This window comes from Kitasatospora sp. NPDC005751 (genome assembly GCF_040630835.1).
GTDB lineage: Bacteria > Actinomycetota > Actinomycetes > Streptomycetales > Streptomycetaceae > Kitasatospora.
Map to the genome: position 1 here is coordinate 456,855 of NZ_JBEXYC010000001.1, position 25,699 is coordinate 482,553.

Here is a 25,699-nt window from a genome sequence, read left to right on the forward strand (position 1 = left end):
GCGTGCGTCGCGCGGTGCCGGAGCAGTGGGCACCGGCGGGCGCCGGCCGAGACGAAGGGATGTGAATGCGGATGGGGGCGGGCACATCGCTGCGTACGGCCGGGGGGAACGGATCGGCGGGCCACCGGCCGGATGCGGCCGGCGGGTGGCCGGAGGTGGCGCGGGCGGCACTGGCCGGCGCCGGGGGCCGGGGAGGCGACGGGGACTGGGAGGTCAGCGTCGAGGGCTTCTGGTGCACGGCCGGGCCGGCCGCGGCGGAACTGGCCGACGAGGGCTGGAAGATCCATGTCAGCGCGGCGTCGGCGGTCGGCCGCGCCGTCCTGACCGCCGTCACCGGGGTACTGGCCGGTGACCCGTGCACCTTCAAGTTCGCCGCCGGACCGGAGCAGCTGCACGAGATCAACTCGCGCAACAGTGACCGGGGTTCGGCGGGCAAGTTCATCACCGTCTATCCGGCGGACGCGGAGCAGTTCCGGCGGCTGGCCGCCGCGCTGCACCGGGCCACCGCCGGCCTGCCCGGGCCGGTGGTGCTCTCCGACCGCCCCTACCGGCCGGGCAGCCGGGTGCACTACCGCTACGGCGCCTTCGCGGCTCGCGCCGAGCTGGGGAACGACGGCGGCTACCGGTCGATGCTGCGCGGGCCGGGCGGCGAGCGGGTCGAGGACGTGCGCGGAGCCTCGTACCGCTGCCCGCCGTGGGCGCGCGACCCGCTGGCCGAGGGGCCGGCGGCTCCCCCGCGGGACGGCACGGCGCCGGGGCGCGGACCCGGGGCGACCCGGCCGGCGGCGCCCCGGCGCGGCACCGGCGGGGTGCTGCTGGCCGGACGGTACGCCGTCACCGGGGCGATCCGGCACAGCGCCAAGGGCGGCGTCTTCCTGGGCCGGGACACCGACGGCGGCGCCGAGGTGGTGGTCAAGCAGGCCCGCGCGCACATCGAGGTGGACCGGGCCGGCACCGACGCCCGGGCGGCGCTGCGGCACGAGGCCGCGCTGCTGACGCGGCTGGAGGGGCAGGGCCTGGCGCCGCGACCGGTCGAGCTGATCGAGCAGGACGACTCGCTGTTCCTGGTGCAGGAACGCATCACCGGGCAGCCGCTCGGCAGCTGGGTGGCGGCCCGGCTGCGCCGGGACGGCAGCCCCGACGTGGACTGGGCCGAGGCCGGACCGCTGGCGCACGCCCTGCTCGACCTGGTCGAGCGGGTGCACGGGCTGGGGCTGGTCCTGCGCGACCTCTCCCCCGGCAACGTGCTGGTACGGCCGGACGGGTCGCTGCGGCTGGTCGGCCTGGAGCTCGCCGCCGAGGCGGGCCGGGCGGCGGGCTCGGCCGGCACCCCCGGCTACCGGGCCCCCGAACAGGGGCCGGGGCGCCTCGCCCTGGTCCCGGACTCCTTCGACCCGGCGGGCGCGGGCCGGTCGCGGCGGGACTCGCTCGGCAGGGATTCGCTCGGCAGGGACGCCCTGGGCGCCGGCCGCACCGTCCGGGAGGGCACCTGCGTGGCCGAGCCGGCGGTCGACCTGTACGCGCTCGGCGGGCTGTTCTTCCTGCTCGCCACCGGTCACGACCCGCTGCTGCCCGAGGACCTGCCGCGGGCCCGGCCGGTCGCCGACCGTCTCGGCCGCTGGCTGGCCCTCGCCGCCCGCTCGGGCGCCACCGCGCGGCGGCTCGCGCCGGTGGTGCTCGGGCTGCGGGCGCAGGAGCCGGAGCGGCGCTGGAGCCTCTCCCGGGTGCGGTACGCCCTGACGGGCGCCCCGGACGACCCGGGCGCGGGGAGCACGGCCGCTGCGGGACCGGCGGGCGCGGGCGACGTGACGGGTGCGGGCGACGTGACGGGCGCGGCCGACGTGACGGGCGCGGCCGACGTGACGGGCGCGGCCGACGTGACGGGCGCGGCCGACGTGACGGCGGACCGGGGCGCCGCAGCCTCGGCGGACGACGCGGCGGACGGCCCGGCGGACGGCCGCACCGGCCCCACCGCCCTGGTCGACCGGGTGCTGCACGACGGGCTGCGCCACCTCGCCCTCACCGCCACCCCGCTGCGGCGGGACCGGCTCTGGCCCGCCGTACCCGCCGGGCAGTGGTCCGACCCGTGCAACGTGCAGCACGGCGCCGCCGGCGTCCTCGCCCTGCTCGCCCGGGCCGCCGTGGCGGACGGCCTGCCCGCGGAGGTCCGCGAGGAGTCCCGCCGGACGGCGCGGACGGCCGTCGAGTGGATCGAGCGCCGGTGCGCCGCCGAGCCGGTCGTGCTGCCGGGTCTGCACTTCGGGCGCTCGGGCGCCGCCTGGGCCCTGCTGGACGCCGCCGAGGCGCTGGCCGACGACGCCCTCGCCGGACGCGCCGCCGGGCTCGCCCGCCGGATAGCCGTCGAGTGGCCGAACCCGGACGTGTGCCACGGCGCGGCCGGTGCGGGCTTCCTCCAGCTGCGCTTCGCCGCCGACCCCCGGACGGCCGCACCCGGGGTGGCCGGGGAGTTCCTCGCCCGGGCCGCCCGCTGCGGGCACGGCCTGCTGGCCGCCGCCCGGCCCACGCCGGAGGGGGTGGTCTGGCCGGTGCCGAAGGAGTTCGACTCGGCGCTCGCCGGGATCACCCACCTCGGGTTCGCCCACGGGGTCGCGGGCGTCGGCGCCTTCCTGCTGGCCGCCGCCGGGGCCACCGGCGACCGGGCCCTGCTCGACGGCGCGGCCGAGGCCGGGCGCACGCTCGCCGCCACTGTCCGCCGGGAGCACGGCGGACAGTACGGCGGACAGCACCGCGGGCCGTTCGACGGACCGAACGACGGGTGGTACGGCGAGGCGGCGGTGGCCGGGAACGGTGACCGGGCCGACCTCCGCCCGACGGCCTGGTGGCCACAGGGCGCGGGCGACCCGGAGCACGTCCGGCTGGCGCACTGGTGCAGCGGATCCTCCGGCGCGGGGACGTTCCTGCTCCGGCTCTGGCAGGCCACCGGTGACGAGACCGCGCACGAACTCGCGCTCGCCGCCGGCCGGGCCGTGCTGGCCGGGCGCTGGCACTGCGGCGTCAGCGCCTGCCACGGCCTGGCCGGCAACGGCGAGTACCTGCTGGACCTGGCCGCCGCCACCGACGAGCCGGAATTCCGCACCGGAGCCGAGGAGTTGGCCCAGCTGATCGCCGCCAGATCGGCGCTCCGCGACGGGCTGCTGGTGCTGCCCGACGAGACCGGCACCGGCTGCGCGGCCGCGTACGGCACCGGGACGGCGGGCGCGCTGGCCTTCCTGCTGCGCCTGCGGCACGGCGGCCCCCGGCTCTGGGTGGACCCGGTGCCGCCCACCCGGGCCGGCGGACCGCCCCCCGGATCCGACGGGGTGAGCACCTCGTGAACGTGGCCGTCCGCTCCGCGACGCAGGCCCTGCGCCGCCTCAGCTTCACCTTCGCCACCGACGGCAGCCACGCCGCCTGCCTGGCCGCCGCGGCCGACGGCGGCTGGTACGTCGAGAGCTGGTCCCTGCCGGCCTCCGGTCCGGCCGCACCGACCGCCCTGACCCTGCCCGGCAACCGCGCCGAGAGCCTGCGCTGCCAGCTGGTCGCCCTGCCGGACGGTTCGGTGCTGGTCTGCCGGCACGACGGCGAGCGGCACGACCTGGTGACGCTCTCCGCCGCCGCGCCGGGCAGCGAACCGGTCACCGTGGAAAGGCCGTTGGCCACCCTCAGGCGGCCCGGGATGCGGCTGCTGCCGCTCCCCGCGGCCACACCGCCCGACGGCACCCGCACCCCGGTCGCGCTGGCGCTCGGCACCGACACCCGGCCCGGCACCACCGTCTGGCTGGTGTACGCCGACGGCGGCGAGCCCCGGCAGGTCGCCGAGATCCCCGGCCTGCACGGCGGCGGCGTCTGGCTGGACCGCACCGGAACCCTGCTGGCGCTCGACCGGGTCGACGCGGGCGTCGTGCGCACCGTCGTACTGGACCTGCGCACCGGCACGGTCACCCCGCTGCTGGAGATCGGCGAGCGCAGCAACGACCGGCTGGTCCTGTACGACCCGGAGACCCGCTTCGCGATGGTGCGCAGCGACGCCCCCGGCACCGACCGGCTGGGCTGGGGCCTGCTCGGCGGCGGCGAGCCGCTGCGGTTCCCCGAATGCCTGTACGTGGCGGGCATGTTCCTGCGGCCGGTGGCACTGCGCACCACCCCGGACGGGGCCCGGGTGGTCGTCCAGATCGACCACGGCGCCGGCTCCGCGCTGGCCGTGTGGCGGCCGGCCGCCGGGCGGCTGGACCCGCTGCCGGTGCCGCCCGGGCGGCTCGGCGCGGTCGGGCACTGGTCGGACGCGGGGCTGCGCATGCCGTACTCCTCGCCCGAACACCCGGCCGCCCTGGCCACCCTGGACGTGGACACGCTGCTGGCGCACGGTCCGATCGCGGCGGCGCCCGGACCGGTGCCGCTGCCCCTGCAGTTGGCGCCACTCGGCTCCGGTCCGCCCGGCCCCTGGCGGGACGCCGCCCTGCCGTGGCAACCCGGCGGATCGCGGGCCTCCCGCGGCTCACCCGCCGGCTGGCAGCTGGACGGCAGCACCCCGCCGGGCGACGGCGGGCGCTGGCACTCCGCGCAGAGCATCGAACTGGCCGGACCGGCCGGTCCGCTGGAGGCCGTGGTGTACGGCGGGGACGCCTGGCTGAGCAGCCCGCACCTGGTCCTCGCCCTGCACGGCGGCCCGGCCGACGCCTGGCGGCTGGAGTTCGACCCCGCCCTGCAGCGGATGGCGGCCGGCGGCCTGGCGGTGATCGCGCCGAACCAGCGCGGCTCCACCGGCTACGGGGTGGCGCACGCGCTGGCCATCCGCGGCGCCTGGGGCGGGCCGGACCTCGACGACGTCCTGTACCTGCTGGACGGCATCGCGGGCCAGCGCGCCGCCCTCGGCCTGGAACCACCGGCCCTGTTCGGCGTCAGCTACGGCGCGTTCCTCGCCCTGCTGGCGGCCGCGCACGCGCCCGCCGAGCAGGTCTCGCGCTGCGCGGTGGTCGCACCGTTCCTGTCCGGCGCCCGACTGCTGGCCGAAGCGGCCGCCCCGGTCAGGGCGTTGACCACCCGGCTGGGCGGCGGCGAGTCGATCGCCGACGCCCGCGGCCCGCGCGACGTCCTCCAGCTCGCGCACCGGCTCCGCGCACCCCTGCTGATGGTGCACGGCGACCGGGACGAGGTCGTCCCGGTCAGCCAGTCCCGCGCGCTGCGCCACGAGTTGCTGCGGATCGGACGTACCGAGGGCGCCGACTTCCGGTACGTCGAGGCGGCCGGGGCCGGACACGAGGTGCTGGCCGAGGAGGGCGCGGCCGTGCTGCACGAGCTGCTGGCCGGCTTCCTGCGCACCGGTCGGCCGGGCTAGCCGCCCGATCTCACAGACTCCCGGGCCGATGGCCCGGGGCGGTGCCCGGGACGGCGGATGGGAGGCCGTTCCGGGAACACACCGAGCGCCCGCGCCGCTCCCCGGGTGCCCCTCGTGATCTCGATAGGATCCCGCCCGTTCCGGCCGTTAGGGTGGCCGGGGCGCGGGCCGTGATCACCGGCCCTGGCGCGGTCCAGGCGCCCGGTCACGCGCCCGACCGCGTCCGCGGTGCCAGCCGGCGCCGAACCACCCGCCCCTCGCACGGAAGACGATTCTGATGTCCGACACCCTCACCGACACCACCGGACCCGCGATCACCGGGACCGACGCCGACGGGACCACGGCCGAGGACAGCGCGTCGCACGGTCGCCACCGGGGCCCCTCCGCCCCCGACGACAGGCCCGAGGCCGATCCGCACGGCCGCCACCGCCTCGGCCTGGGCGCCGCGCGGGGCTGACGCAGTCCCGCAGTCCTTCGTGACAGGGCCCGCCGCGTGCGCCGGCGGGCCCTGCCGCGTCACGGCGGCCTCCCGGGCGCCCCGGCTCCACCGCCGACGCCGCGCCGCTCAGTCCAGCGTGACGACCGTGCGCAGCGCCTCGCCGCCCCGCATCTGCGCGACGGCCTCGTTGACGTCCGCCAGCGGGACCCGGTGCGTGACCATGCCCGCGAGGTCGATCCGCCCGGCCCGCCACAGCTCCACCACCAGCGCCATGGTGCGCGGCACGGAGGCACCGCCGTACAGCGAGGGCAGCAGCCGCTTCTCGTTGAAGAAGAGCTCGCCCATGGTGAACTGCGCGCGGTCGTCCTGCGCGCCGGCGCCGATCACCACGACCGCGCCCCCGCGCCGCGCCGCGTCGTACCCGGCCCGGACGGTGGCCGAGCGGCCGACCGCCTCGAAGACGTAGTCGAACCCGCCGCCCGGCAGGGCCTTCGCGGCGGCCTTCAGCTCGTCGGGTGCCAGCGCCTCCGTGGCGCCGAAGGCCAGTGCCCGCTCCCGGCGCGAGGCGACCGGGTCCACCACGGCGATCCGGCCGGCGCCGCAGACCCGGGCGCCCTGCACGGTGGCGATCCCGACGCCGCCCGCGCCGATCACCGCGACGCAGGCCCCCGGCTCGACCCGGGCGGTGTGCACGGCGGCGCCGATGCCGGTGGTCACCCCGCAGCCGATCAGCGCGGCCAGCTCGTAGGGCAGGTCGGCGGGAACGGTGATGACGGCGTCGCGGTCGACCACCACCTCCTCGGCGAACGCGCCGGTGCCGTAGAAGCCGGAGGCCTCCACCGGCGCCCCCGAGACGTCGTCGCCGCCGAACCGGAAGCCCGGCGCGCCGAGCCGGCGCAGGCTCGCGACGCAGAGGTGGCCCCGCCCGCGCTCGCAGTGGGCGCAGCGGCCGCAGGGCGCCATCCAGCAGAGCACGACGCGGTCGCCGACCCGGACGTCGGCCACGCCCTCGCCGACCTCCACCACGTCGCCGGCGCCCTCGTGGCCGGGAACGAACGGCGCGGGCTGCGGCAGGACGCCGCTCATCGCCGACAGGTCCGAGTGGCAGAGGCTGGCGGCCCGCAGGCGGACCCTCACCTTGCCGGGGCCGAAGCCGGTCGCGACCACGTCGTCGCGGACGTCGAGCGTGTCCTGGCCGGTCTTGTGCAGGATGGCTGCGCGCATGGAGCTTGCTCCCGGTTCGCCTCGGTCGGTGGTCGGGGCCGATTCTGGCACGACGCGCCCGGGCGGAGTAGAACACGTTCCATTCGCCCCTGGGCTACCGGCCCGTGACACGGTTGGCCTCCGGCGCCGCGCCCCTGGCATGATCACCCGCCGTGTCCACACCCGTCAGACCCACGCCCACCGGGGCCGCGCCCACCGCCACCGCCCCGGACGCACCCGCCGCCACCGGCGCCGCACCGCAGGACTGCCCGCGCTGCGGCGCCCCCGTCGACGCCGACCCCCGGTTCGCCGTCTGGTGCCCGCAGTGCGAATGGAACCTGTCCCCCGAGCCGGCGGACGCGCCCGCCGCCACCCGCCGGGCCGTCGCGGCCGCCCGGCACGCGGCGGCCGCGACGGCCCGGACCGACCGGCTCTACGAGGACATCGCGGCCGGTCGGCCGGCCACCGTCGGGCAGCGGGCCTGGCTGGCCGCCTCGGTCATCGCCGGCGTGGTCCACCTGACCACCGCGGCCCTGTGCGGCTGGGGCCTGTGGCTGCTCGTCACCGGCAACACCCCGCTCCGCTGTCTGGGCGCGGCCGTGCTCGGCCTGGTGGTCCTGCTCCGGCCCCGGCTCGGCCGGACCCCGCGCGGCGAGGGCGTGCTGGACCGCGCCGAGGCGCCCGCCCTCTACGGCCTGGCGGACCGCGTCGCCGCCGAGGTGGGCGCCGGGCCGGTCGGCGTGATCCGGGTCGACGGCGCGTTCAACGCGAGCATGGGGGCGGTCGGGCTGCGCCGACGGTCGGTGCTCACCCTGGGTCTGCCGCTCTGGGAGGTACTCGGCGAGCAGGAGCGGATCGCCCTGCTGGGGCACGAGTTCGGCCACCGGGTCAACGGCGACCACCGGCAGGGCCTCTGGCTCGGTTCGGCGATCCACGCGCTCGCCCACTGGTACGACCTCACCCGTCCGCGCGGCCACTACCGGGACGCGGTGGGGCTGCAGTTGCTGTTCCAGCTCACCGACCTGCTCCTCGTCGTCCTGCTCGGCGGCGTCGCCCGGCTGCTGCTGGCGTTGCTCCGGCTACTCGACCGGCTGACCTCGCGCGCCGGGCAGCAGGCCGAGTACCACGCGGACACGCTGGCCGCCCGCACCGCGTCCACCGGGGCGGCCCGGCGCCTGCTGCGGACCCTGCTGCTCGGCCAGGCGGTGGAGACGGCGGCGGCCCGGGCACGCGCGGAGCTGCAGAGCCGGCCCCGTGCGTCGCGCCGCGGTCCGCAGCACGCCCCGGCGGCGCCGTCCACGCGGACGGCGGCCACCCCCGAGGCGTTCTGGGAGCGGCTGCGCGACCAGGCCGCCGACGTCCCTGCGCTGGAGCACGAGCGCCTGCTGCGCCGCTCCGCCCTGGAGCGGGGCGCGGTGGACCCCACCCACCCGCCGACCCACCTGCGGCTCGCCCTCCTCGACCGGGGCCCCGAGCTGTCGGCCGCCGTCACGACGACGCCCGCCGAGACCGCCGCCATCGCCGCCGAGCTGGCGCCGCACCGCGTCCGCATCGCGCGCACCCTGCTGGCCGGCTGAGGATCCGCCCGGGACGGGCGCCGCGGCCTACCGTCCAGTAGGGTCCGACGGCGAGCACGAGCACCGAATCACCCGGCAAGGGAGCTGCACCATGTCCGACCTCCTGGAGAACCCGCGCCCCGCACCCGAGGTGCTGGCGGCCTTCGAGGGCGCGACCGGGTTCATGCCGGTGGACGAGGGCCTCGCCCTGTACGCGGCGGCGCTGACGGCGGCCCGGCAGACCGGGCTGCCGGTGCTGGAGATCGGCACCTACTGCGGGCGGTCGGCGATCCTGCTGGCCGCCGCCGCCCGGGAGGCGGGCACGGTGGCGCTGACCGTCGACCACCACCGGGGCTCCGAGGAGCAGCAGCCGGGCTGGGAGTACCACGACCCGACGCTGGTGGACCAGGAGGTGGGCCGGATGGACACGCTCCCCCGGTTCCGCCGCACCCTGCACGCGGCCGGGCTGGAGGACCACGTGGTCGCCCTGGTCGGCCGGTCGCCGCAGATCGCGGCGCTCTGGGGCGGTCGGCTCGGCCTGGTCTTCATCGACGGCGGCCACACCGACGAGCACGCCACCGGCGACTACGAGGGCTGGGCCCGCCACCTGGCCCCCGAGGGCCTGCTGGTGGTGCACGACGTCTTCCCCGACCCGACGGACGGCGGCCAGGCGCCGTACCGGGTCTACCTGCGGGCGCTCGCCGAGGGCTTCGAGGAGGTCTCGGTGACCGGCTCGCTGCGGGTCCTGCGCCGCTCCCGCGGCTGAGCGACCGGGCCGCGGAGCCCGCCCGGCCCGGCCCTTCGAGCGCCGCCGTCGAACGCCGCGCTCGAACACCGGGGCGGCCCGACGAGATCGCCGGACCGGCCCCCAGCCGATCACGGATGCTCTAACGTCGTGCCGGGGCTGTCGGGCGGGGGTTCGAACGGTACGGTGTCCGCGCGGCGCACGCGCGCCGACGACAGCGGCACAGCACCAGGCAGAGCGACCCGGCGGACGGTGGGGGCCAGCAATGACGGACCAGCAGAACACCGCTCCGGCGGTCTGGGATCCGACCGCGCGCGGCGGCGCCGGCGGCTGGGTGCGCGGACCGCAGCAGCCCGCCCCCGGCGCGGCCCAGCCCCCGGCCGCTCCGCCCGCCGCCGCCCGGCCGGTTCCTCCCGCGCCCGGCCGCCCCGGCGAGGCGCCGCAGCCGCCCGGCCCGTCGCCCTTCCCGCCGCAGCCGCCCACGGCGGGCGGCGTCGGCGACCAGGGCCCGCCGCTGGCCGCCCGCCCGTACCTGGCCGGTGGCCAGGGCCACCCCGCCCCGCCCACCGGACCGCAGCCGCCCGCGTCCGGCTTCCCGGGCCACGCGGCCCCCCAGGGTCCCGCCGGCGGCGGCTACGGCTACCCGCCGCCGCCCCCGTCCCAGCCGCAGGCCCAGCCCCCGTACGACGCCGGCCCGTACCCCCAGCAGTACCCCGGGTACCCGGCCCAGCAGTACCCGCCGTACCAGCAGCCGGACTACGCCACGGACTACGAGGACCTCGACGCCGAGGACCGCCCGGCCAACCGGCGCGCCCCGCTGCTGATCGCCTTCGCGCTGCTGTTCGTCCTGGCCCTCGGCGGCGGCATCCTGTGGGCCGCGAAGGGCAAGGACGACCCGGCCGACCGGAGCGCCGCCCCGGCTCCCTCCGCGAGCGCCGGCCAGAGCACGGCCGGGAACCCGCCGCCCGCGCCGGGCCCCGACGGATCGTCCGGCCCTCCGAGCCCCGCCGCCAGCGACACCGCGTCCGCCTCCGCGAGCCCGACCGCCGGCACGGCCGGGCCGGGCGCGCCGGAGCAGGCCAAGGCCCTGGACGAGCTGCTGACCCAGGGCGAGAGCGCGAAGGCGCCGATCGGCAGCGCGGTCGCCAAGGTGAGCAGCTGCCCCGCCAAGGCCGACATCGACAGCGCCGCGCAGGTCTTCGACAGCGGCGCCAAGCAGCGCGACCAGCTGCTCGCCAAGCTCGCCACGCTGACCGTCACCGACCTGCCCGGCGGCGCGGACGCGGTGCAGTCGTTGAAGTCCGCCTGGCAGCTGTCCGCCGACATCGACCGGGCGTACGCCAGCTGGGCCCGCGCCGTCTCCGCCCAGGGCTGCTCGGGCTCGGCCCCGAACACCGCCGACAAGAAGCACGCGGACGAGCTCAACCCGCAGGCCACCCAGGCGAAGCGGGACTTCGTGACGAAGTGGAAGGCGATCGCCGACCCGTACGGCCTGACCGCGCGCACCCAGGACAGGATCTGAACCACCCGTGACCCGCACCACCGCCGCTCCGCACGACGAACCGCCGCGCCGCTCCCGGCTGCTGCGCACCACCACCGTGGCCGCCGTCCTGGTGCCGCTCTGCCTGGCCGGCTGGCTGGGCTGGCAGGCCGTCGCCGACCGCGGCCGGGACGACACCGGGGCCGCCCACGCCGCCGGGGCCGCCGCCGCCCCGCCGTCGGGGCCGTTCTCCGCGGCGCCGTTCTCCGCACCGGCGGGCACCGCCCCGCCGGGGGCCCCCGGCGGGGCGGCCGACCCGCCGGCGGCCGCCCAGGCCGCTCCGACAGCCGACCCGACGGCCGCTCCGACGGCCTCGGAGAGCGCCGGGTCCGCCACCGCGCTGGCCGGGCGGACCGTCCTGATCGATCCCGGTCACAACCCCGGCAACGCCGCGCACACCACCGAGATCAACCGTCAGGTCGACATCGGCAACGCCCGCAAGGAGTGCGACACCACCGGCACCTCCACCAACGCCGGGTACAGCGAGGCCGAGTACACCCTGGACGTCTCCCGCCGGGCCCGCGCGATCCTCACCGCCCGGGGGGCGACGGTCGTCCTGGTGCAGGACGGCGACCAGTCCTGGGGCCCGTGCATCGACGCGCGCGCGAAGGCGGGCGCCACCGCGCACGCCGACGCGGCGGTCTCGGTGCACGGGGACGGCGGCCCGCCCGGCGGCAGCGGGTTCCACGTGATCATGCCCGCCAAGGTGGTCGCGGGCACGGCGGACAACTCCGCGATCGTCGCGCCCTCGCACCGGCTCGGCCTGCTGCTGCGCGACAGCTTCCACGCGGCGACGGGCGAGCCGTACGCCGACTACATCGCGAGCCAGGGACTGGACACCCGCTCCGACCTCGGCGGGCTGAACCTCTCGACCGTGCCCAAGGTGTTCATCGAGTGCGGTAACATGCGCAATTCGACCGACGCCAAAAGGATGACGGACCCTCAGTGGCGCCAGCAGGCCGCCCAGGGGATCGCCGACGCACTGACGGCCTTTCTGACCACGCGGTAGCCGGCCCGGGCGGCCCGGCCCGCGCCGCCGGAAGGTGGACAGCAAGGGACCGGGCGCGCGCAGTTTGCAACGACTTCGCCCCATTCCCGAGCCCGCTGTGCACCCGCGAGGCGGTTGGCCCTAGGCTTCTGGTCCGTTCAGAGTTTTCCGGACCGGTCAGCCGACCGCGAGATAACCGCCGTCCACGACACACCAACGAGGGGAACGTTAGTGAATCTGCGCGCTCTCACCAGGGGAGACGCCGCCGTCGCAGGTGCGGCCGTCCTGCTCTTCATCGCCTCCTTCCTGCCGTACTGGACCGTGGACTGCAGTGGCAGGTACTGCGGCGACACGTCGCAGAACGCCTGGGACAGCGTCCTGTTCCCCGTGCTGCCCTCGGTCTTCCTGCTCGGCATCCTCTCCGCCGTGCTGATCCTGGTGCAGCGCTTCCAGGGCGCCGCCGCCGCCACCCGCCAGGTGCTCGGCCTGCGGCTGGACCAGTGGGGCATCGCGTTCGCCGTCGCCGCGCTCTGGACCTCGATCTGGGCCCTGGGCGGTGGCCCGAAGGGTCTGGACCACGGTTTCGGCGCCTGGCTGGCCGTCATCTCGCTCCTGGTCCTCGCCGGTGCCGCCGCGGCCGGTCCGCTGGTGCCCGCGCTGAAGGCCCCGCTGGTCACCGACAAGCCGGCCGTCCCGCAGGGCTACCCCGGCGGCTACCCGGCCCCGCAGCCGGGCCAGCCCGGCCAGTACGGCTACCCGGCCCCGGGCCAGGACCCGCAGCAGGTGCAGTCGCCCGCGTTCGGCGGCCAGCCCGGCGGCTACGGCTACCCGGCCCCGCAGGCCGGCCAGCCGCAGGACGCCGCCCAGCAGCAGGCCGCGCAGCACGCCGCCCAGCAGGCCGCGCACCAGGCCCCGGCGCCCACCCAGGCGCAGCCGGCCCAGGCCCAGCAGGCTCCGGCGCCCGACTTCGCACCGTTCTGGTTCGCCGTCCCGGCGCCGCGCCAGCTGTCCCCGAAGGACAACCCGGCCGGCGCCCCGGTCGGTGAACTCGTTCCGGGCACCTGGTACCTGGCGGTCGAGCAGCGCGGCGCCGCGCTGGTCGCCCAGCTCCAGGACGGCTCCCAGGGCTTGCTGGCCGACACCACCGGCATCCAGCGCGGCTGACACACCGCCACGCACGACGAAGGGGCGGGACCGGATCAACTCCGGTCCCGCCCCTTCGTCGTGCGTGTTCGTCGTGCGTGTTCGTCGTGCGTCGCCGCGGCGTGCGGGCGGGTCAGCGGCGGTCGTTCAGCAGCAGTCCTGGACCACCAGCCCGGTGGGCAGCTGGTCACCGCCGAAGACCGTCACCGTGGCCGGGTCGCCGCCGAGCGCCGCGACGGCCAGCAGCAGCGCCCCCGCCGTCCAGGTGGTGCGCTCCTCGGGCCAGATGGCGTCGTCCTCGAAGACGTAGCCGGTCCAGTACGAGCCGTCGCTGTGCCGCAGGTGCTTCTGGATCCAGCGCAGGATCTCGACCGCGCGGTCGGACTCGCCGACCGCCCAGAGCGCCATGGCCAGTTCCGCGCTCTCCCCGCCGGTCACCCAGGGGCGGTCGCTGACGCAGCGCACGCCGAGGCCGGGGACGACGAAGCGGTCCCAGTCCCGTTCGATCCGCTCCAGCGCGGCCCGGCCGCGCAGCGCGGTGCCGAGCACGGGGTAGTACCAGTCCATCGAGAAGCGGTCCTTGTCCAGGAACCGCTCGGGGTGGTGCGCGATGGCGTGCCGCAGCCGGCCGGCCGCCAGCTCCCAGTCGGGCTGCGGCTCCTCCAGGTAGTCGGCGACGGCCAGACCGCAGCGCAGGGCGTGCAGGATGCTGGAGGAGCCGGTCAGCAGCGCCTCGTCGGGCGCCTCGCCGTGCTCGTCCACCCGCCAGGAGATCGGACCGCCCGGCAGCCGCAGGCCGACGATGAAGTCGAGGGCGCGCCGCACGACCGGCCAGATCCAGTCCAGGAACGCGTCGTCCCCGGTGCTCAGGTGGTGGTGCCAGACGCCGACCGCCACGTAGGCGCAGAAGTTCGTCTCCTTGGCCGGGTCCGAGACCGTGCCGTCCGGGACGTCCTGCCCGTACGCGTAGGCGGCGTACCAGGAGCCGTCGGGGTTCTGGTGGGCCGCCAGCCAGCGGTAGGCGGCCTCGGCGGCGGCGTGCTCGCCGGCGGTGTCCAGGGCCATCGCGGCCTCGGTGTGGTCCCACGGGTCCAGGTGGTGGCCGGTGAACCACGGTATCGCGCCGTCGTCCTGCTGCTCGGCGAGGATGCTGCGGACGGTCCGGGCGGCCTGCTCGGCATCGAGCACCCCGTCCAGCAGCAGCGCCTCGGGGACGGCGGCGGTCACTCGCCCGCCCGCCCGGCGTCGGCGCGGTCCGCCGCCTCGTCGGCGCGGCCGGTGGCGGGCCCGACGAGGTCCGCCACGGGCTCGGCGCGGTTCGGCTTGGAGGCGTAGGCGACGAAGCTCTTGCCGATCACCGGGTTGAGGGCCTTCTCGGCGGCCTTGGTGAGCTTGCTGATCACCGGGGTGCCGACGATGTCCCAGACCAGCAGCTGGTGGTAGGCCTTGACCGGCAGCGCCTTGTCGTTGTCCACCCCCACCGCGCACTTGATCCACCAGTAGGGCGAGTGCAGCGCGTGCGCGTGGTGGGTGCCGTACGGCTCCAGACCGGCGTCCTTGAGCTTGTCGAGCAGCTCGTCGCCCCGGTAGATCCGGATGTGGCCGCCCTCCACCTCGTGGTACTCGTCGGAGAGCGCCCAGCAGATCTTCTCGGGCAGCCAGCGCGGCACGGTGACGGCCAGCAGCCCACCGGGCTTGAGCACCCGGAACATCTCGTTGAGCACGCCCTTGTCGTCGGGGATGTGCTCCATCACCTCAGAGATGATGATCTTGTCGAAGTACTCGTCCTCGAACGGCAGGGCCAGCGCGTTGCCCTCCATCGCGACCGCCGACGCGCCCTCCGGAGCCTCGCCGGCCTCCGCCATGGCGGCGAACCACTTCTTGACCTCGGCGATCTCCTCGGCGCTCTGGTCGAGGGCGGTCACCCGGGCCCCGCGCCGGTAGCACTCGAACGCGTGCCGCCCCCCGCCGCAGCCCAGGTCGAGCACCCGGTCGCCGGGGGCGAGCGGGAAGCGCGAGAAATCAACGGTCAGCACTGCGGGCTCCCATTCCTCTGGTACCAAACGTTTGTGACGCCGGGCCGGTCCCGGCCGGGCCGGCCGAGTCCGGCGGAGCGCAGGATCCGCCCGGGGCGGGTCCGACGCGGACGGGTCCGGCGACCCGTCAGGCCACGTACCGCCAGCCCGGACCGGACCGGGCCCGCCGCCCGGCACCGGTGGCGATCGCCGCCCGGTAGCTGTCGGCGGTCAGCGCGGCGGCCCGCTCCCAGGTGAACCGGGCGAGCACCCGCTCGCGCCCGGCCTCACCGAGCGTGCGACGCAGCGCCGGATCGTCCAGCAGCCGGCCGAGCGCCGCCGCCAGCGCGCCCGCGTCGCCCGGCGGCACCGCGAGACAGGTCTCGCCGTCCGGCCCGGCCACCTCGGGGATCGCCCCGCCGGTGGTGGCGACCAGCGGCGTACCGGTGGCCATCGCCTCGGCGGCGGGCAGCGAGAAACCCTCGTACAGCGACGGCACGCAGGCCACCTCGGCCGAGCGGTACAGGTCGACCAGCTCCCCGTCGGTCAGGCCGTGCCGGAACTCGATGAACCGCTCCAGCCCGAAGCGGCGCACCGCCTCGGCGACCGGCCCCCGCTCCTTCTGCGGCTTGCCGACCACGACCAGGTGCGCGTCCCGCTCGGTGCGGACCTTGGCCAGCGCCTCGACCAGGTGGACCAGGCCCTTGAGCGGGACGTCGGCGCTGGAGGTGGTGACGATCCGGCCGGGCACCCGGGCGACCCGCTCGGACGGCGACCAGAGCCGGGTGTCGGCGCCGATCGGCACCACCGAGACGGCGCCCGGCGAGGCGCCCAGGTGCTCGGCGATCTCGCGCTTCGAGGTGCCGGAGACGGTGATGATGCTGTCCAGCCGGGCGGCCACCCGGCGCTGCATCCGGGTGAACGCGTACCAGCGGCGCAGCGACAGCCGGCGGGCCAGGCTCGGCGCCGCGTCCAGCTCCAGCTGCCGGTCCACGGTGATCGGGTGATGGATCGTGGTCACCAGAGGGAAGCCGTGCCGCGCGAGGCCGAGCAGCCCGTACCCGAGGGTCTGGTTGTCGTGCACCACGTCGTAGCGGCCCTTGTGCAGCGCGAGGTACTGACGGGCGCGCAGCGAGAAGGTCAGCGGCTCGGGGAAGCCGCCGGTGCGCATGGTGGCGAACTCCAGCAGGTCCACCGGGCCCCGGTACTCGGCGAGCCCCGGGGTGCGGAACGGGTCGTCGGCGCGGTAGAGGTCCAGGCTGGGCAGCTCGACCAGGCGGACCGAGCCGGGGCCCTCGACCTCGTCCAGGACGGGGTAGGGCTGGGAGCCGATCACGTCCACGTGGTGGCCGAGGCGCGCCAGCTCGCGGGAGAGGTGCCGTACGTAGACGCCCTGGCCGCCGCAGAACGGGTCGCCGCGGTACGACAGCAGGGCAATCCGCAGCGGCTGCGCGGTCATCGTCGGCTCCCGTCCTTGCTGAAGTCTGTGCTGCCGGTCGCTAAAGTAGATCAGGTTTCAGTGCGGTGTGGAGTTCGCCCGTGACCATGTGAACAATGAGAGACCTCGAAGATACCGGCCCGTAGCTTCTCCTCAGATGCCAGGGCTGGTGATTCACGCCACGCCGGAGCACTGCCGGAGCGTCCGCCGGACCGGCCGGAGCACCCCCCGTCACTCTCGCGCCCCGGGAGCACCCTTGCCACCGCCCGTCACCTCCGTGCCCGCCGCCGCCCCCGGCCCCGCCGGGCCCGCCGGGCAGTCCGCCGACCCGCCGCTGACCGCCCGCCAGGCCGAACGGCGGCGGCGGATCCTGCGGGCCGCGACCGGGCTGGCCGCCCGCGGCGGGTACGAGGCGGTGCAGATGCGGGAGGTCGCGGAGGGCGCGCAGGTGGCGCTCGGCACCCTGTACCGGTACTTCCCGTCCAAGGTCCATCTGCTGGTCGCGGTCATGCTGGAGCAGTTGCAGGGCCTCCAGGAGCAGGTCCGACGGCACCCGCCGGCCGAGCAGGACGCGGCCTCGCGGGTCGCCGAGACGCTCACCCGGGCGTTCCACGCGCTCCAGCGCGAACCGCTGCTGGCCGAGGCGATGGTGCGAGCGCTGTCGTTCGCCGACCGCTCGGTGAGCGCCGAGGTGGACCAGGTGAGCTCGGCCACCGGGCAGCTGATCCTGGACGCGATCGGCCAGTCCGGGCCGCCGACCGGGAGCCAGCGTGCGGCCGTCCGGGTGATCGAGCACACCTGGCACTCGGCCCTGGTCTCCTGGCTCTCCGGGCGGGCCTCGATCGCCGAGGTCCGCGCCGATCTGCACACCGCCGCGCGGCTGCTCACACTGCCCTGAGCGCGCGCCCGCGGGCGGGGCGGGGAAGGGGCAGGGAAGTGGAACCTGTTCTCGGGGCGCGGGCGGGATCGGTCGGGGTGGGTCGGGGTGGGTGGTTCCGGGGCTCGGGTGGGTTCGGGGCTGGGGTGGCTCCGGAGTCCGGGCGCGGTCGGCGCCCCGACTCCTCCGCGCGGCGACCGGAGGCACGGCGGTCACGGTCGCGGCGGCTAAAGTCGACGGGCAGGACAACTCCATCCCGCTTCTCCTCCGGGGAAAGCCGGTGCGAATCCGGCACTGACCCGCAACCGTGAGCCCGGCGCTGGACGGCCGGGGCAGTCGGAGTGCCCGGAGAGAGGCGAGCGGCCATGCCGGGCACCCCGTGCCCGGCACCGTCGAGGTCTACGGAACGGCCCACCCGGGCCACCCCCACCGCTCATCGAAAGGCTCAACCCCACCATGCTCACCGCCGCCCGCCTGGGCGCCGCAGCCCTGTCCGCCGCCCTGCTGGCCGGCGCCGCCGCCGCACCGGCCCTCGCCGACAGCCCCTCGGCCGGCGCCACCGCGCCCGTCCCCGAGGGCCTCTACGGCAAGGGCGACCCGACGTACGACGGCGTGTGGCGCCAGTCCCTCGCCCTCACCGCGCTGGCGGGCGCCAAGGTGACCCCGGCCGACTCCGCCGTCTCCTGGCTCACCGGCCAGCAGTGCGCGGACGGCGGCTGGCCGTCCTACCGCGCGGACGCCTCCGCCGCGTGCGACCCCAAGACCGAGGACAGCAACGCCACCGCCGTCGCCGTCCAGGCCCTGGTCGCGCTCGGCGGCCACCAGGACTCCGTCGACAAGGGCGTCCAGTGGTTCAAGGCCAACCAGAACGCGGACGGCAGCTGGCCCTACAACCCCGGCAGCCCCGGTGACGCCAACTCCACCGGCCTGGCCGTGAACGCCCTGCTCGCCGCCAAGCTGGACCCGGCGGCCGTCGCCAAGGCGGGCCGGAGCGCCTACGACGGGCTGGCGCTCTTCCAGCTCGGCTGCGCCGCCCCCGCCGACCAGCGCGGGGCCTTCGCCTACCAGCCCGACCCGGCCGGCGCGCTCGCCCCGAACGCCCTGGCCAGTGCCCAGGCCACGCTCGCCGCGGCGGGCGGGAAGCTTCCGGTCACCAACACCAACCGGACGGACGCCGCGCCCAAGGCCCTGCCCTGCGCGAACGGCTCCACAGAACCGCTCGTGGCGCGCGCGGACTCCGCCGAGGCGGCCGGCGCCTACCTCACCGCCCAGCTCGCGGCCGGTGACCAGCACCTGGCGCTGACCCTTCCCGGGGCCGCCCCGACCCCCGACTACACCGCCACCGCCTGGGCCGCGCTCGGCCTGATCCAGAGCGGGCACCCGCAGCAGGCGACCGGCGCGGTGGACTGGCTGGCCAAGGAGGGCGGCACCTGGACCAAGGGCGGCACCGACGCCTCGGCCACCGCCACCCTGCTGCTGGTCGCCCAGGCCGCCCAGCGGGACCCCGCCGCGTTCGGCGGCGACCTGGTCGGGCAGCTGACGGCGCTGGGCCCGGCGCCCGAGGCGACCGGCGCGGCCTCCGCCCCCGCCTCCTCGGCACCGGCCGAGAAGAAGAAGGACGGCGGCTTCGGCCAGTGGTGGGTGATCGGCGTCGGCCTGCTGATCGGCATCGGCGGCGGGCTGCTGCTGAGCCTGCAGCGCAAGCGGGGCCAGAAGCTGTGACCACCCCCGGCACCCCCCGGGCCACCGCCCACGCCGCCGATGCCGACGATGCCGGTGTCGGTCGCGCCGGTGGCGGTCGCGCCGGTGCGGGTCCCGCCGGTGCTGTTCATGCCGGTGCGGGTCGTGCCGGTGCGGGTCGTGCCGGGCGGGCCTGTGCTGACCCCCAGCGGCGTCGGCGGGTGGTGGCCGCGGTCGTCCGGTTCCTCGCCGGACTGATCGCCGGGGTGCTGATCCTGCTGGTCATCGGCGCGGCGCCCGCGCAGGCCGCCGGGTACCGGTACTGGTCGTTCTGGAAGTGGTCCGACGGCGCCTGGGGCTACCAGCAGCAGGGCCCGGCCGTGTACGTGCCGCAGGACGGGGGCGTGGACGGGTGGCGCTTCGCCGTCAGCCCCGACGGCGGCCGGGAGGCCGCCCGGCCCGGTGCCGTCGGGGACTTCGCCACCACCTGCGGCGGTACCGCCGAACAGCCGGGCCGCAAACGCGTCGCCGTGGTCCTGGACTTCGGCACCGCCGCCGACTCCCCCGGCGAGACCCCGCCCGGACTCCGCACGGCCTGTGCGGTCGTGCCCACCGGTGCCAACTCGGCCGAGGTCCTGGCGGCCGTCGCCCCACCACTGCGGTACGACACCAACGGCCTGCTCTGTGCCATCGCCGGCTATCCGAAGGCCGGCTGCGGCGACCAGCTCGGCGCGGCGAACAAACCGGCCGCGAACGGTGCCGGTGACGGTTCCGGGGGCGGCTCGGCCGACGGTGACCACGGCAGCGGCCCCGACATCGGCCTGATCGCCGGGGGCGTCCTGGTCGCCGCCCTGGCCGCCGGTGCGGTCTGGCAGGCCCGTCGTCGCCGCTGAGTCGGGTCGAATATGTAGACCGGTCCACCTATGTAGACCGGTCTGCATAGAAGGGATGCCGGGCCGGGCGCGCACCACGCGCCCGGCCCGTCAGCCCCACCCGGCCCCCGGGCCGGGTCCGGGCCTAGCGGGCCCCCAGCCCCACCCCGGGCCGGATCGGGACCTTTATACCGACCGGTCTACATAGAAGCAGCCCATCTCTGTAGACCGGTCTACATATAGCGACCGGTCTACAGAAACCCCGGGCCGCAAGCGAAAGCAGGACCCCGCCCGCAGAAACGTGGACAAGGCCGCGGGAAGCGCCCGGAGTAGGAAGTCGGCCCAGCCGACTTCCTACTCCGCCCCCACCCCCACACCTGCACCCACACCTGCACCCGCCCTCCGCCCTGTCCCCACCCGCCCCGACCTGGACCCCACCCCGTGACCACACCCCGCGCCCCCGGCCAGCCCCACCCCCCGCACCGCGCCCGCCTCCCCCGGCCTCCCCGCCGCACCCCGCGCGCCGCCCGCACCCCGCTCGGCCCGCGCCAACTGCACCCCGGCGCCTGGTGGCTGTGGGCACTCGGCCTCGGCGCGGCCGCCACCCGCACCACCAACCCGCTGCTGCTCCTCCTGCTCGCCGCCGTCGCCGGCTACGTCGTGGCCGCCCGCCGCGGGGACGCGCCGTGGTCCCGTTCCTACGGCGCGTTCCTCCGCCTCGGCCTGGTGGTCCTCGGCATCCGCCTGGTCTTCGCGGTCCTGCTCGGCTCCCCGATCCCCGGCACCCACGTCCTCCTCACCCTCCCCGAAGTACCGCTGCCCGCCTGGGCTCAGGGCGTCCGGATCGGCGGCCGGGTCACCGTCGAGGGCCTGCTCGCCGCGCTCTACGACGGGCTGCGGCTGGCCACCCTGCTGGTCTGCGTCGGCGCCGCGAACGCCCTCGCCAGTCCGACCCGCCTGCTGCGCACGCTGCCCGGCGCGCTCTACGAGGCGGGCGTGGCCGTCGTGGTCGCGATGACCTTCGCGCCCAACCTGGTCGCCGACGTGCAGCGGTTGCGCGCCGCCCGCCGTCTGCGCGGGCGCACCGACCGGGGCGTGGCCGCCGTGCTGAGCGTCGGACTGCCCGTCCTGGAGGGCGCGTTGGAGCGTTCGGTCGCACTGGCCGCCGCGATGGACACCCGCGGCTTCGGCCGCACCACCGACGTCCCGCCCCGCCTCGCCCGCACCACCGCCGCGCTCACCCTGTCCGGCCTGCTCGGGATCTGCCTCGCCGCCTACGGACTGCTGACCGCCGACGGCGCCGGCTGGGCGGCGCCCGTCCTGCTGCTCGGCCTGGCCGCGGCCTTCGCCGGTCTGCTGCTCGGCGGCCGCCGCTCCCCCCGGACGCGCTACCGCCCCGACCCGTGGTCCCTCCCCGAGTGGCTGACCGCCGGATCGGGCGCCGCCGTGGCCGCGTTGACGATCTGGCTCTCCGCCCTCGACCCCGCCGCCTTCGCCCCGACCGTCGTCCCGCCGACCGCTCCCGCCCTGCCCCTGACCGCCGTCCTCGCCGTACTGATCGGCCTGGTACCGGCGTTCGTCACCCCGCACCCGCCCCGGAGGGCCTCGTGATCACCTTCGAGCAGGTCTCCGTCCAGTACACCGACGCCGAGGCCCCGGCGCTCAGCGGCGTCGACCTGACCGTCCCCGAAGGGGAGCTCTGCCTGCTGGTGGGCCCCTCCGGCTCCGGCAAGTCCACCCTGCTGGGCACCGTCAGCGGCCTCGTCCCGCACTTCACCGGCGGCGTGCTGCACGGCCGGGTGACCGTCGCCGGGCGCGACACCCGGGAGCACCGGCCGCGCGAACTCGCCGACCTGGTCGGCACGGTGGGCCAGGACCCGCTCGCCCACTTCGTCACCGACACGGTCGAGGACGAACTCGCCTACGGCATGGAGTCGCTGGGCCTGGCGCCGGACGTGATGCGGCGCCGGGTCGAGGAGACGCTCGACCTGCTCGGCCTCGCCGATCTGCGCGACCGCGCGCTCGGCTCGCTCTCCGGTGGCCAGCAACAGCGCGTCGCCATCGGCTCGGTGCTCACCGTCCACCCGCGCGTCCTGGTCCTGGACGAGCCCACCTCGGCCCTCGACCCGGGCGCTGCCGAGGAGGTGCTGGCGGTCCTGCAACGCCTGGTCCACGACCTGGGCACCACCGTCCTGATGGCGGAGCACCGGCTGGAGCGGGTCGTCCAGTACGCCGATCAGGTCCTGCTGCTGACCCCCGGCGCCCTGCCCGTCCTCGGCGAACCGGCCGAGGTGATGGCGCACTCCCCCGTCCACCCGCCCGTGGTCGGCCTCGGCCGGCTCGCCGGATGGACCCCGCTGCCGCTGACGGTCCGCGACGCCCGCCGCAAGGCCGCCGCCCTCCGTACCCGACTGGACGGCCTGCGCCCCGCCGCCGCACCCACCGACCCGGCCACCGCCCCGCTCGCCACCGCCGACCGCCTCGCCGTCAAGCGCGGCCCCGTCCCGGCTCTGCGCGGAGTGGACCTCGCCCTCCACCCCGGGGAGATCACGGCACTCATGGGCCGCAACGGCGCCGGCAAGTCCACCCTGCTCGGCGCTCTGGTCGGCCTGCACGCCCCCGCCGCCGGCAGCGTCCGGGTCGGCGGCCGGACCCCGCACCGCACCCGGCCCGCCGAGCTGATCCGCCAGGTCGGCCTCGTCCCGCAGGACCCTCGCGACCTGCTGTACGGGGAGAGCGTCGCCGCTGAGTGCGCCGCGGCGGACGGCGACGCGGGCGCCGACCCGGGCACCTGCCGCGCCCTGGTGGAGCGGCTACTGCCCGGCATCGCCGACGCCACCCACCCGCGCGACCTCTCCGAGGGCCAACGGCTCACCCTGGCGCTGGCCGTGGTGCTCACCGCCCGGCCGCCGCTGATCCTGCTCGACGAGCCCACCCGGGGTCTCGACTACGCCGCCAAGGCCCGCCTGGTGGAGATCCTGCGGACGCTCGCCGTCGAGGGCCACGCCGTCCTGCTCGCCACCCACGACGTCGAGCTCGCCGCCGAACTCGCCCACCGCACGGTGATCCTGGCCGACGGAGAGATCGTCGCGGACGGCCCGACCCCGGAGGTGGTGGTCTCCTCCCCCACCTTCGCCCCGCAGGTCTCCAAGATCCTCGCGCCCGGGCCCTGGCTCACCGTCCACCAGGTCGAACAGGCCCTCGCCGGGAGCGCCGAATGAACCGAAGCCGAATGCCCCGAAGCCGAACGAACCCAAGCCGGACGAACCCAAGCCGGACGAACCGCACCCCGCGCGCGGGGAACCGCCCCGTCCCCCTCGGCCGCCGCTCGATCGCCACCCTGCTGCTCACCTCCTCGGTCGGCGTGGCCGCCTTCGGCTGGCCGCTGCTCGCCGCCACCGACTCCGCCCTGGTCGGCCACTCCACCGACGCCCCCTGGCTGTTCGCCCTGCTCCTGCCGCTCCTCCTCGCGGTGGTGATCGCCCAGATCTCCGAGGGCCGCACGGCCGGCGGCGGCGCGCCGGGCCTGGACGCCAAGTCGGTCGCCCTGCTCGGTGTCCTGGCCGCGGCGGGCGCCGCGCTGCGCCCGCTCGGCGCGGGCACCGCCGGCCTGGAGCCGATGTTCTTCCTGATGGTGCTCGCCGGGCGGGTCCTCGGCCCCGGCTTCGGCTTCGTCCTCGGCTCGCTCTCGATGTTCGCCTCCGCGCTGCTGACCGGCGGGGTCGGCCCCTGGCTGCCGTTCCAGATGCTCGCCATGGGCTGGGTCTGCCTGGGTGCCGGCCTGCTCCCGGGCGCCGCTACCCTGCGCGGCCGCCGCGAACTCGCCCTGCTCGCCGGCTACGGCGCCGTCGCCTCACTGCTCTACGGCACGGTGATGAACCTCCAGGGCTGGCCTTATATCGCCGGCCTGTCCGGCTCGATCTCCTTCGTCCCGGGGGACGACGTGAGCGCCAACCTGGTCCGCTTCGCCGCCTACTGCCTCACCACCTCCCTCGGCTGGGACCTCCCCCGCGCCGTCCTCACCGTCGTCCTCTGCCTCACCCTCGGCACCACCGTCCTCCGCGCCCTCCGCCGAGCCACCCGCCGCGCCGCCTTCGCCGCCCCGGTCGAGTTCCGCCCACCGCCCACCCCCTGAACGGTGGTGCGCCCCGGCCGAATCCGGGGCGCACCACCTCGATGGGCAGGACGGCCGAGACCCGCGAGAAGCACCCGGGCGACTCGGCCGAGCTGTGGCCAGGCGCTTGGCGGCCTGGAACGTGCCCCCCACGGCCCCGACGGCAGCCGGCCGTCCGCTGTCAGAGGGTGGCGACGCGCAGCACGACCAGGGCCACGGAGGCGATGGTGAGGACCGCCGCCGGAGACGCGCCCTTGCGGTCGCCGACGCGCAGGTGGAAGGCGACCGCCCCGGCGAAGTAGAGCGAAAGGCCTATCGCGGCGGCGATCCCGACGGGTCCCCACCGGAGTCCGGCGATCGCACCGGCCGCGCCGGCGATCTGAGCGCCGATCAGGAAGGCCATCAGGCTCTGCGACAGTCCGAGTGTGGACATCTGCTCGGTGATGTGCCGCGTCCGCAGAGCCTTGGCCCCGGCCGATGCCAGGAGAAGCGCCGACATGACCACGGTGACGACGGCGAGTGAGACGAACATGGCTGAACCTCAATCATGCGATGCGGGTAGGAGGCGTGCGCACCTCCACGACGATAGGCGGCCATCAGGTACCTCCAGGTAACCTTCGGGGCATGAGCCTGCGACCGGGAATCGCCTTCCTCGCCGACTGTCCCGCTCTCCTGGCCATGGAGATCATCGCCAGCAAGTGGTCCATGGTCACGCTCTTCGCGCTGACCGACGGCCCGTTGCGTCACGGCGAGTTGGTCGAGCTGAGCGGCGGCGTCTCGCGCAAGGTGCTGACCCAGACGTTGCGCCGGCTCCAGGCCAACGGGCTGGTCGAGCGGCACGCGTACGCCGAGGCACCGCCGCGCGTGGAGTACGGCCTGACCGATCTCGGGCGAACCCTGGAAGAGCCCATCAGGATGCTCACCGCATGGGCGCGGGAGAACGGCGAGGCGGTTGTCACCTTCCGGGAAGCAGCCGAGGCTGCCGGGGCCATCGAGGCGGATCGGGCAACCCCGACGCAGACCCCTCCCGTTGATGAGGAGCCGAACCGCTTCTGATCAAGAGAAGAGGCCGGACCTGGAGACCCTGGCGTCGCCTCGGACAGCCTTCTCTCGGAACGGCGGCGAAGGGCAAGGCGCTCCTCGACAGCCCGTCCCGGTCAGCCACCGCCCACCTCGCCGTCATCGCGGGCGGCTGAGAACGCGGTTCGGGCCCTCCCCCGCGAAACCCGTGCGAGGAGAGGGCCCGAGGGAAGCGGTCAGCCCTTCGGGCCGGCCGACTGGACGACCTCGAAGGACCAGAGGGTCGAGCCGGAGGCCGCCGGGCGCTGCGGCGCCTCGCCCTCGGCGGGCGGCGGGCCCTGGCGGTGAGCAGCCTGCATGGGGCCCTCCATCCAGGCCTTGAAGGACTCCTCGTCGGCCCACCGGGTGTAGACGAGGTAGTTGTCGGTGCCCTCGACCGGGCGGAGCAGTTCGAACCACTCGAAGCCGTCGGAGTTCTCCACGGAGCCCGCGCGGGAGGCGAAGCGCTTCTCCAGCACCTCGCGCTGCTCGGTGGGGACGGTCAGTACGTTGATCTTGACTACGCTCATGGCTCCATCCTGCCCCACAAGCGGGTGGCGGCAGGCGCGGAACGTCTCCCCGAACGAGCGGTGGCGCGTCCCGAAGTCGCGGCAGCCTGACCCCGAACCCGCGCAACGACGAGGCCTCCTGGGCATGGTCGACCAGCTGAACCGCGGCGGCCACCTCCGCCCGGC

At 76.3% G+C, this 25,699-nt stretch carries 21 protein-coding genes and 1 riboswitch; of the genes, 15 read left to right on the forward strand and 6 right to left on the reverse strand.

The window, feature by feature from the left end; translation table 11 throughout:
• Positions 1-155: 155 nt before the first annotated feature.
• The 3 genes from ABZ497_RS02070 (at position 156) to ABZ497_RS02080 (ending at position 5,792) form a co-directional block, all read left to right on the forward strand.
• A complete protein-coding gene (locus ABZ497_RS02070; protein ID WP_359802824.1) occupies positions 156-3,335 on the forward strand; it encodes a lanthionine synthetase LanC family protein in 3,180 nt (1,059 codons plus the stop codon).
• Positions 3,332-5,335 (forward strand): alpha/beta fold hydrolase, encoded by a 2,004-nt coding sequence (locus ABZ497_RS02075; protein WP_359802825.1) that lies wholly within the window; start codon positions 3,332-3,334, stop codon positions 5,333-5,335. Before ABZ497_RS02070 ends, ABZ497_RS02075 begins: the two co-directional genes overlap by 4 nt.
• A gap of 277 nt (positions 5,336-5,612) precedes the next feature.
• Positions 5,613-5,792, forward strand: coding sequence for a hypothetical protein (locus ABZ497_RS02080; RefSeq protein ID WP_329487407.1), 180 nt, complete (start codon positions 5,613-5,615; stop codon positions 5,790-5,792).
• A 108-nt stretch (positions 5,793-5,900) separates the two neighbouring features.
• On the opposite strand, the gene ABZ497_RS02085 is transcribed toward ABZ497_RS02080, so the two are convergent.
• Positions 5,901-6,998, reverse strand: a complete 1,098-nt coding sequence (locus tag ABZ497_RS02085) for an alcohol dehydrogenase catalytic domain-containing protein (RefSeq protein WP_359802827.1) — start codon at positions 6,996-6,998, stop codon at positions 5,901-5,903.
• Between the two features lie 152 nt (positions 6,999-7,150).
• Between ABZ497_RS02085 and ABZ497_RS02090 the strand changes: the two genes are divergently transcribed.
• The 5 genes from ABZ497_RS02090 to ABZ497_RS02110 all read left to right on the forward strand — a co-directional run bounded on the left by ABZ497_RS02090 (position 7,151) and on the right by ABZ497_RS02110 (position 12,970).
• Positions 7,151-8,554, forward strand: coding sequence for a M48 family metalloprotease (locus ABZ497_RS02090; protein WP_359802829.1), 1,404 nt, complete (start codon positions 7,151-7,153; stop codon positions 8,552-8,554).
• A 91-nt stretch (positions 8,555-8,645) separates the two neighbouring features.
• Entirely contained in the window at positions 8,646-9,299 is a 654-nt protein-coding gene (locus ABZ497_RS02095; protein WP_359802830.1) for a class I SAM-dependent methyltransferase, read from the forward strand.
• 244 nt (positions 9,300-9,543) lie between these two features.
• The gene (locus ABZ497_RS02100) at positions 9,544-10,800 is read left to right on the forward strand and encodes a hypothetical protein (RefSeq protein WP_359802831.1); all 1,257 of its coding nucleotides are present in this window, start codon (positions 9,544-9,546) and stop codon (positions 10,798-10,800) included.
• Between the two features lie 7 nt (positions 10,801-10,807).
• Positions 10,808-11,827 carry an N-acetylmuramoyl-L-alanine amidase gene (locus ABZ497_RS02105; protein ID WP_359802833.1) on the forward strand — a complete coding sequence of 340 codons (1,020 nt, stop codon included), beginning with the start codon at positions 10,808-10,810 and terminating at the stop codon, positions 11,825-11,827.
• A 210-nt stretch (positions 11,828-12,037) separates the two neighbouring features.
• Complete coding sequence (locus tag ABZ497_RS02110) at positions 12,038-12,970, forward strand: hypothetical protein (protein WP_359802835.1); 933 nt, start codon at positions 12,038-12,040, stop codon at positions 12,968-12,970.
• A 126-nt stretch (positions 12,971-13,096) separates the two neighbouring features.
• Here ABZ497_RS02110 and ABZ497_RS02115 read toward each other — a convergent pair whose 3' ends face one another.
• The 3 genes from ABZ497_RS02115 to ABZ497_RS02125 all read right to left on the reverse strand — a co-directional run bounded on the left by ABZ497_RS02115 (position 13,097) and on the right by ABZ497_RS02125 (position 16,423).
• Entirely contained in the window at positions 13,097-14,176 is a 1,080-nt protein-coding gene (locus ABZ497_RS02115) for a prenyltransferase (RefSeq protein ID WP_359802837.1), read from the reverse strand.
• Entirely contained in the window at positions 14,173-14,985 is an 813-nt protein-coding gene (locus ABZ497_RS02120) for a methyltransferase domain-containing protein (RefSeq protein WP_359802838.1), read from the reverse strand. The genes ABZ497_RS02115 and ABZ497_RS02120 overlap by 4 nt, the downstream gene beginning before the upstream one ends.
• 127 nt (positions 14,986-15,112) lie before the next feature.
• Positions 15,113-16,423 (reverse strand): glycosyltransferase family 4 protein, encoded by a 1,311-nt coding sequence (locus ABZ497_RS02125; RefSeq protein ID WP_352289552.1) that lies wholly within the window; start codon positions 16,421-16,423, stop codon positions 15,113-15,115.
• A 256-nt stretch (positions 16,424-16,679) separates the two neighbouring features.
• Here ABZ497_RS02125 and ABZ497_RS02130 point away from each other — a divergent pair, with 256 nt between their 5' ends.
• The 6 genes from ABZ497_RS02130 (at position 16,680) to ABZ497_RS02155 (ending at position 23,966) form a co-directional block, all read left to right on the forward strand.
• Positions 16,680-17,300: a TetR family transcriptional regulator gene (locus tag ABZ497_RS02130; RefSeq protein ID WP_359803001.1), complete on the forward strand. Its 621-nt coding sequence runs from the start codon at positions 16,680-16,682 to the stop codon at positions 17,298-17,300.
• Positions 17,301-17,549: 249 nt separating this feature from the next.
• Positions 17,550-17,626: riboswitch (cobalamin riboswitch) on the forward strand.
• Between the two features lie 109 nt (positions 17,627-17,735).
• Positions 17,736-19,001 (forward strand): hypothetical protein, encoded by a 1,266-nt coding sequence (locus tag ABZ497_RS02135; protein ID WP_359802840.1) that lies wholly within the window; start codon positions 17,736-17,738, stop codon positions 18,999-19,001.
• A gap of 182 nt (positions 19,002-19,183) precedes the next feature.
• Positions 19,184-19,852 (forward strand): SCO2322 family protein, encoded by a 669-nt coding sequence (locus ABZ497_RS02140; protein WP_359802841.1) that lies wholly within the window; start codon positions 19,184-19,186, stop codon positions 19,850-19,852.
• Between the two features lie 531 nt (positions 19,853-20,383).
• Entirely contained in the window at positions 20,384-21,442 is a 1,059-nt protein-coding gene (locus ABZ497_RS02145; protein WP_359803003.1) for an energy-coupling factor transporter transmembrane protein EcfT, read from the forward strand.
• A complete protein-coding gene (locus ABZ497_RS02150) occupies positions 21,439-23,052 on the forward strand; it encodes an ATP-binding cassette domain-containing protein (protein WP_359802842.1) in 1,614 nt (537 codons plus the stop codon). The genes ABZ497_RS02145 and ABZ497_RS02150 overlap by 4 nt, the downstream gene beginning before the upstream one ends.
• Positions 23,053-23,063: 11 nt before the next feature.
• A complete protein-coding gene (locus ABZ497_RS02155) occupies positions 23,064-23,966 on the forward strand; it encodes an ECF transporter S component (protein WP_359802843.1) in 903 nt (300 codons plus the stop codon).
• A gap of 160 nt (positions 23,967-24,126) precedes the next feature.
• On the opposite strand, the gene ABZ497_RS02160 is transcribed toward ABZ497_RS02155, so the two are convergent.
• The gene (locus ABZ497_RS02160; RefSeq protein ID WP_359802844.1) at positions 24,127-24,477 is read right to left on the reverse strand and encodes a DoxX family protein; all 351 of its coding nucleotides are present in this window, start codon (positions 24,475-24,477) and stop codon (positions 24,127-24,129) included.
• A 92-nt stretch (positions 24,478-24,569) separates the two neighbouring features.
• Between ABZ497_RS02160 and ABZ497_RS02165 the strand changes: the two genes are divergently transcribed.
• Positions 24,570-25,001, forward strand: a complete 432-nt coding sequence (locus ABZ497_RS02165) for a helix-turn-helix domain-containing protein (RefSeq protein ID WP_359802846.1) — start codon at positions 24,570-24,572, stop codon at positions 24,999-25,001.
• Between the two features lie 200 nt (positions 25,002-25,201).
• Here ABZ497_RS02165 and ABZ497_RS02170 read toward each other — a convergent pair whose 3' ends face one another.
• Complete coding sequence (locus ABZ497_RS02170) at positions 25,202-25,534, reverse strand: antibiotic biosynthesis monooxygenase (protein WP_329487423.1); 333 nt, start codon at positions 25,532-25,534, stop codon at positions 25,202-25,204.
• Positions 25,535-25,699 lie beyond the last annotated feature (165 nt).

Coding starts and splice junctions, on each gene's coding strand:
- ABZ497_RS02080 (WP_329487407.1), top strand. CDS start 5,613: ATGTCCGACACCCTCACCGACACCACCGGACCCGCGATCACCGGGACC.
- ABZ497_RS02085 (WP_359802827.1), bottom strand. CDS start 6,998: ATGCGCGCAGCCATCCTGCACAAGACCGGCCAGGACACGCTCGACGTC.
- ABZ497_RS02095 (WP_359802830.1), top strand. CDS start 8,646: ATGTCCGACCTCCTGGAGAACCCGCGCCCCGCACCCGAGGTGCTGGCG.
- ABZ497_RS02100 (WP_359802831.1), top strand. CDS start 9,544: ATGACGGACCAGCAGAACACCGCTCCGGCGGTCTGGGATCCGACCGCG.
- ABZ497_RS02125 (WP_352289552.1), bottom strand. CDS start 16,423: ATGACCGCGCAGCCGCTGCGGATTGCCCTGCTGTCGTACCGCGGCGAC.
- ABZ497_RS02135 (WP_359802840.1), top strand. CDS start 17,736: ATGCTCACCGCCGCCCGCCTGGGCGCCGCAGCCCTGTCCGCCGCCCTG.
- ABZ497_RS02155 (WP_359802843.1), top strand. CDS start 23,064: ATGCCCCGAAGCCGAACGAACCCAAGCCGGACGAACCCAAGCCGGACG.
- ABZ497_RS02160 (WP_359802844.1), bottom strand. CDS start 24,477: ATGTTCGTCTCACTCGCCGTCGTCACCGTGGTCATGTCGGCGCTTCTC.
- ABZ497_RS02165 (WP_359802846.1), top strand. CDS start 24,570: ATGAGCCTGCGACCGGGAATCGCCTTCCTCGCCGACTGTCCCGCTCTC.
- ABZ497_RS02170 (WP_329487423.1), bottom strand. CDS start 25,534: ATGAGCGTAGTCAAGATCAACGTACTGACCGTCCCCACCGAGCAGCGC.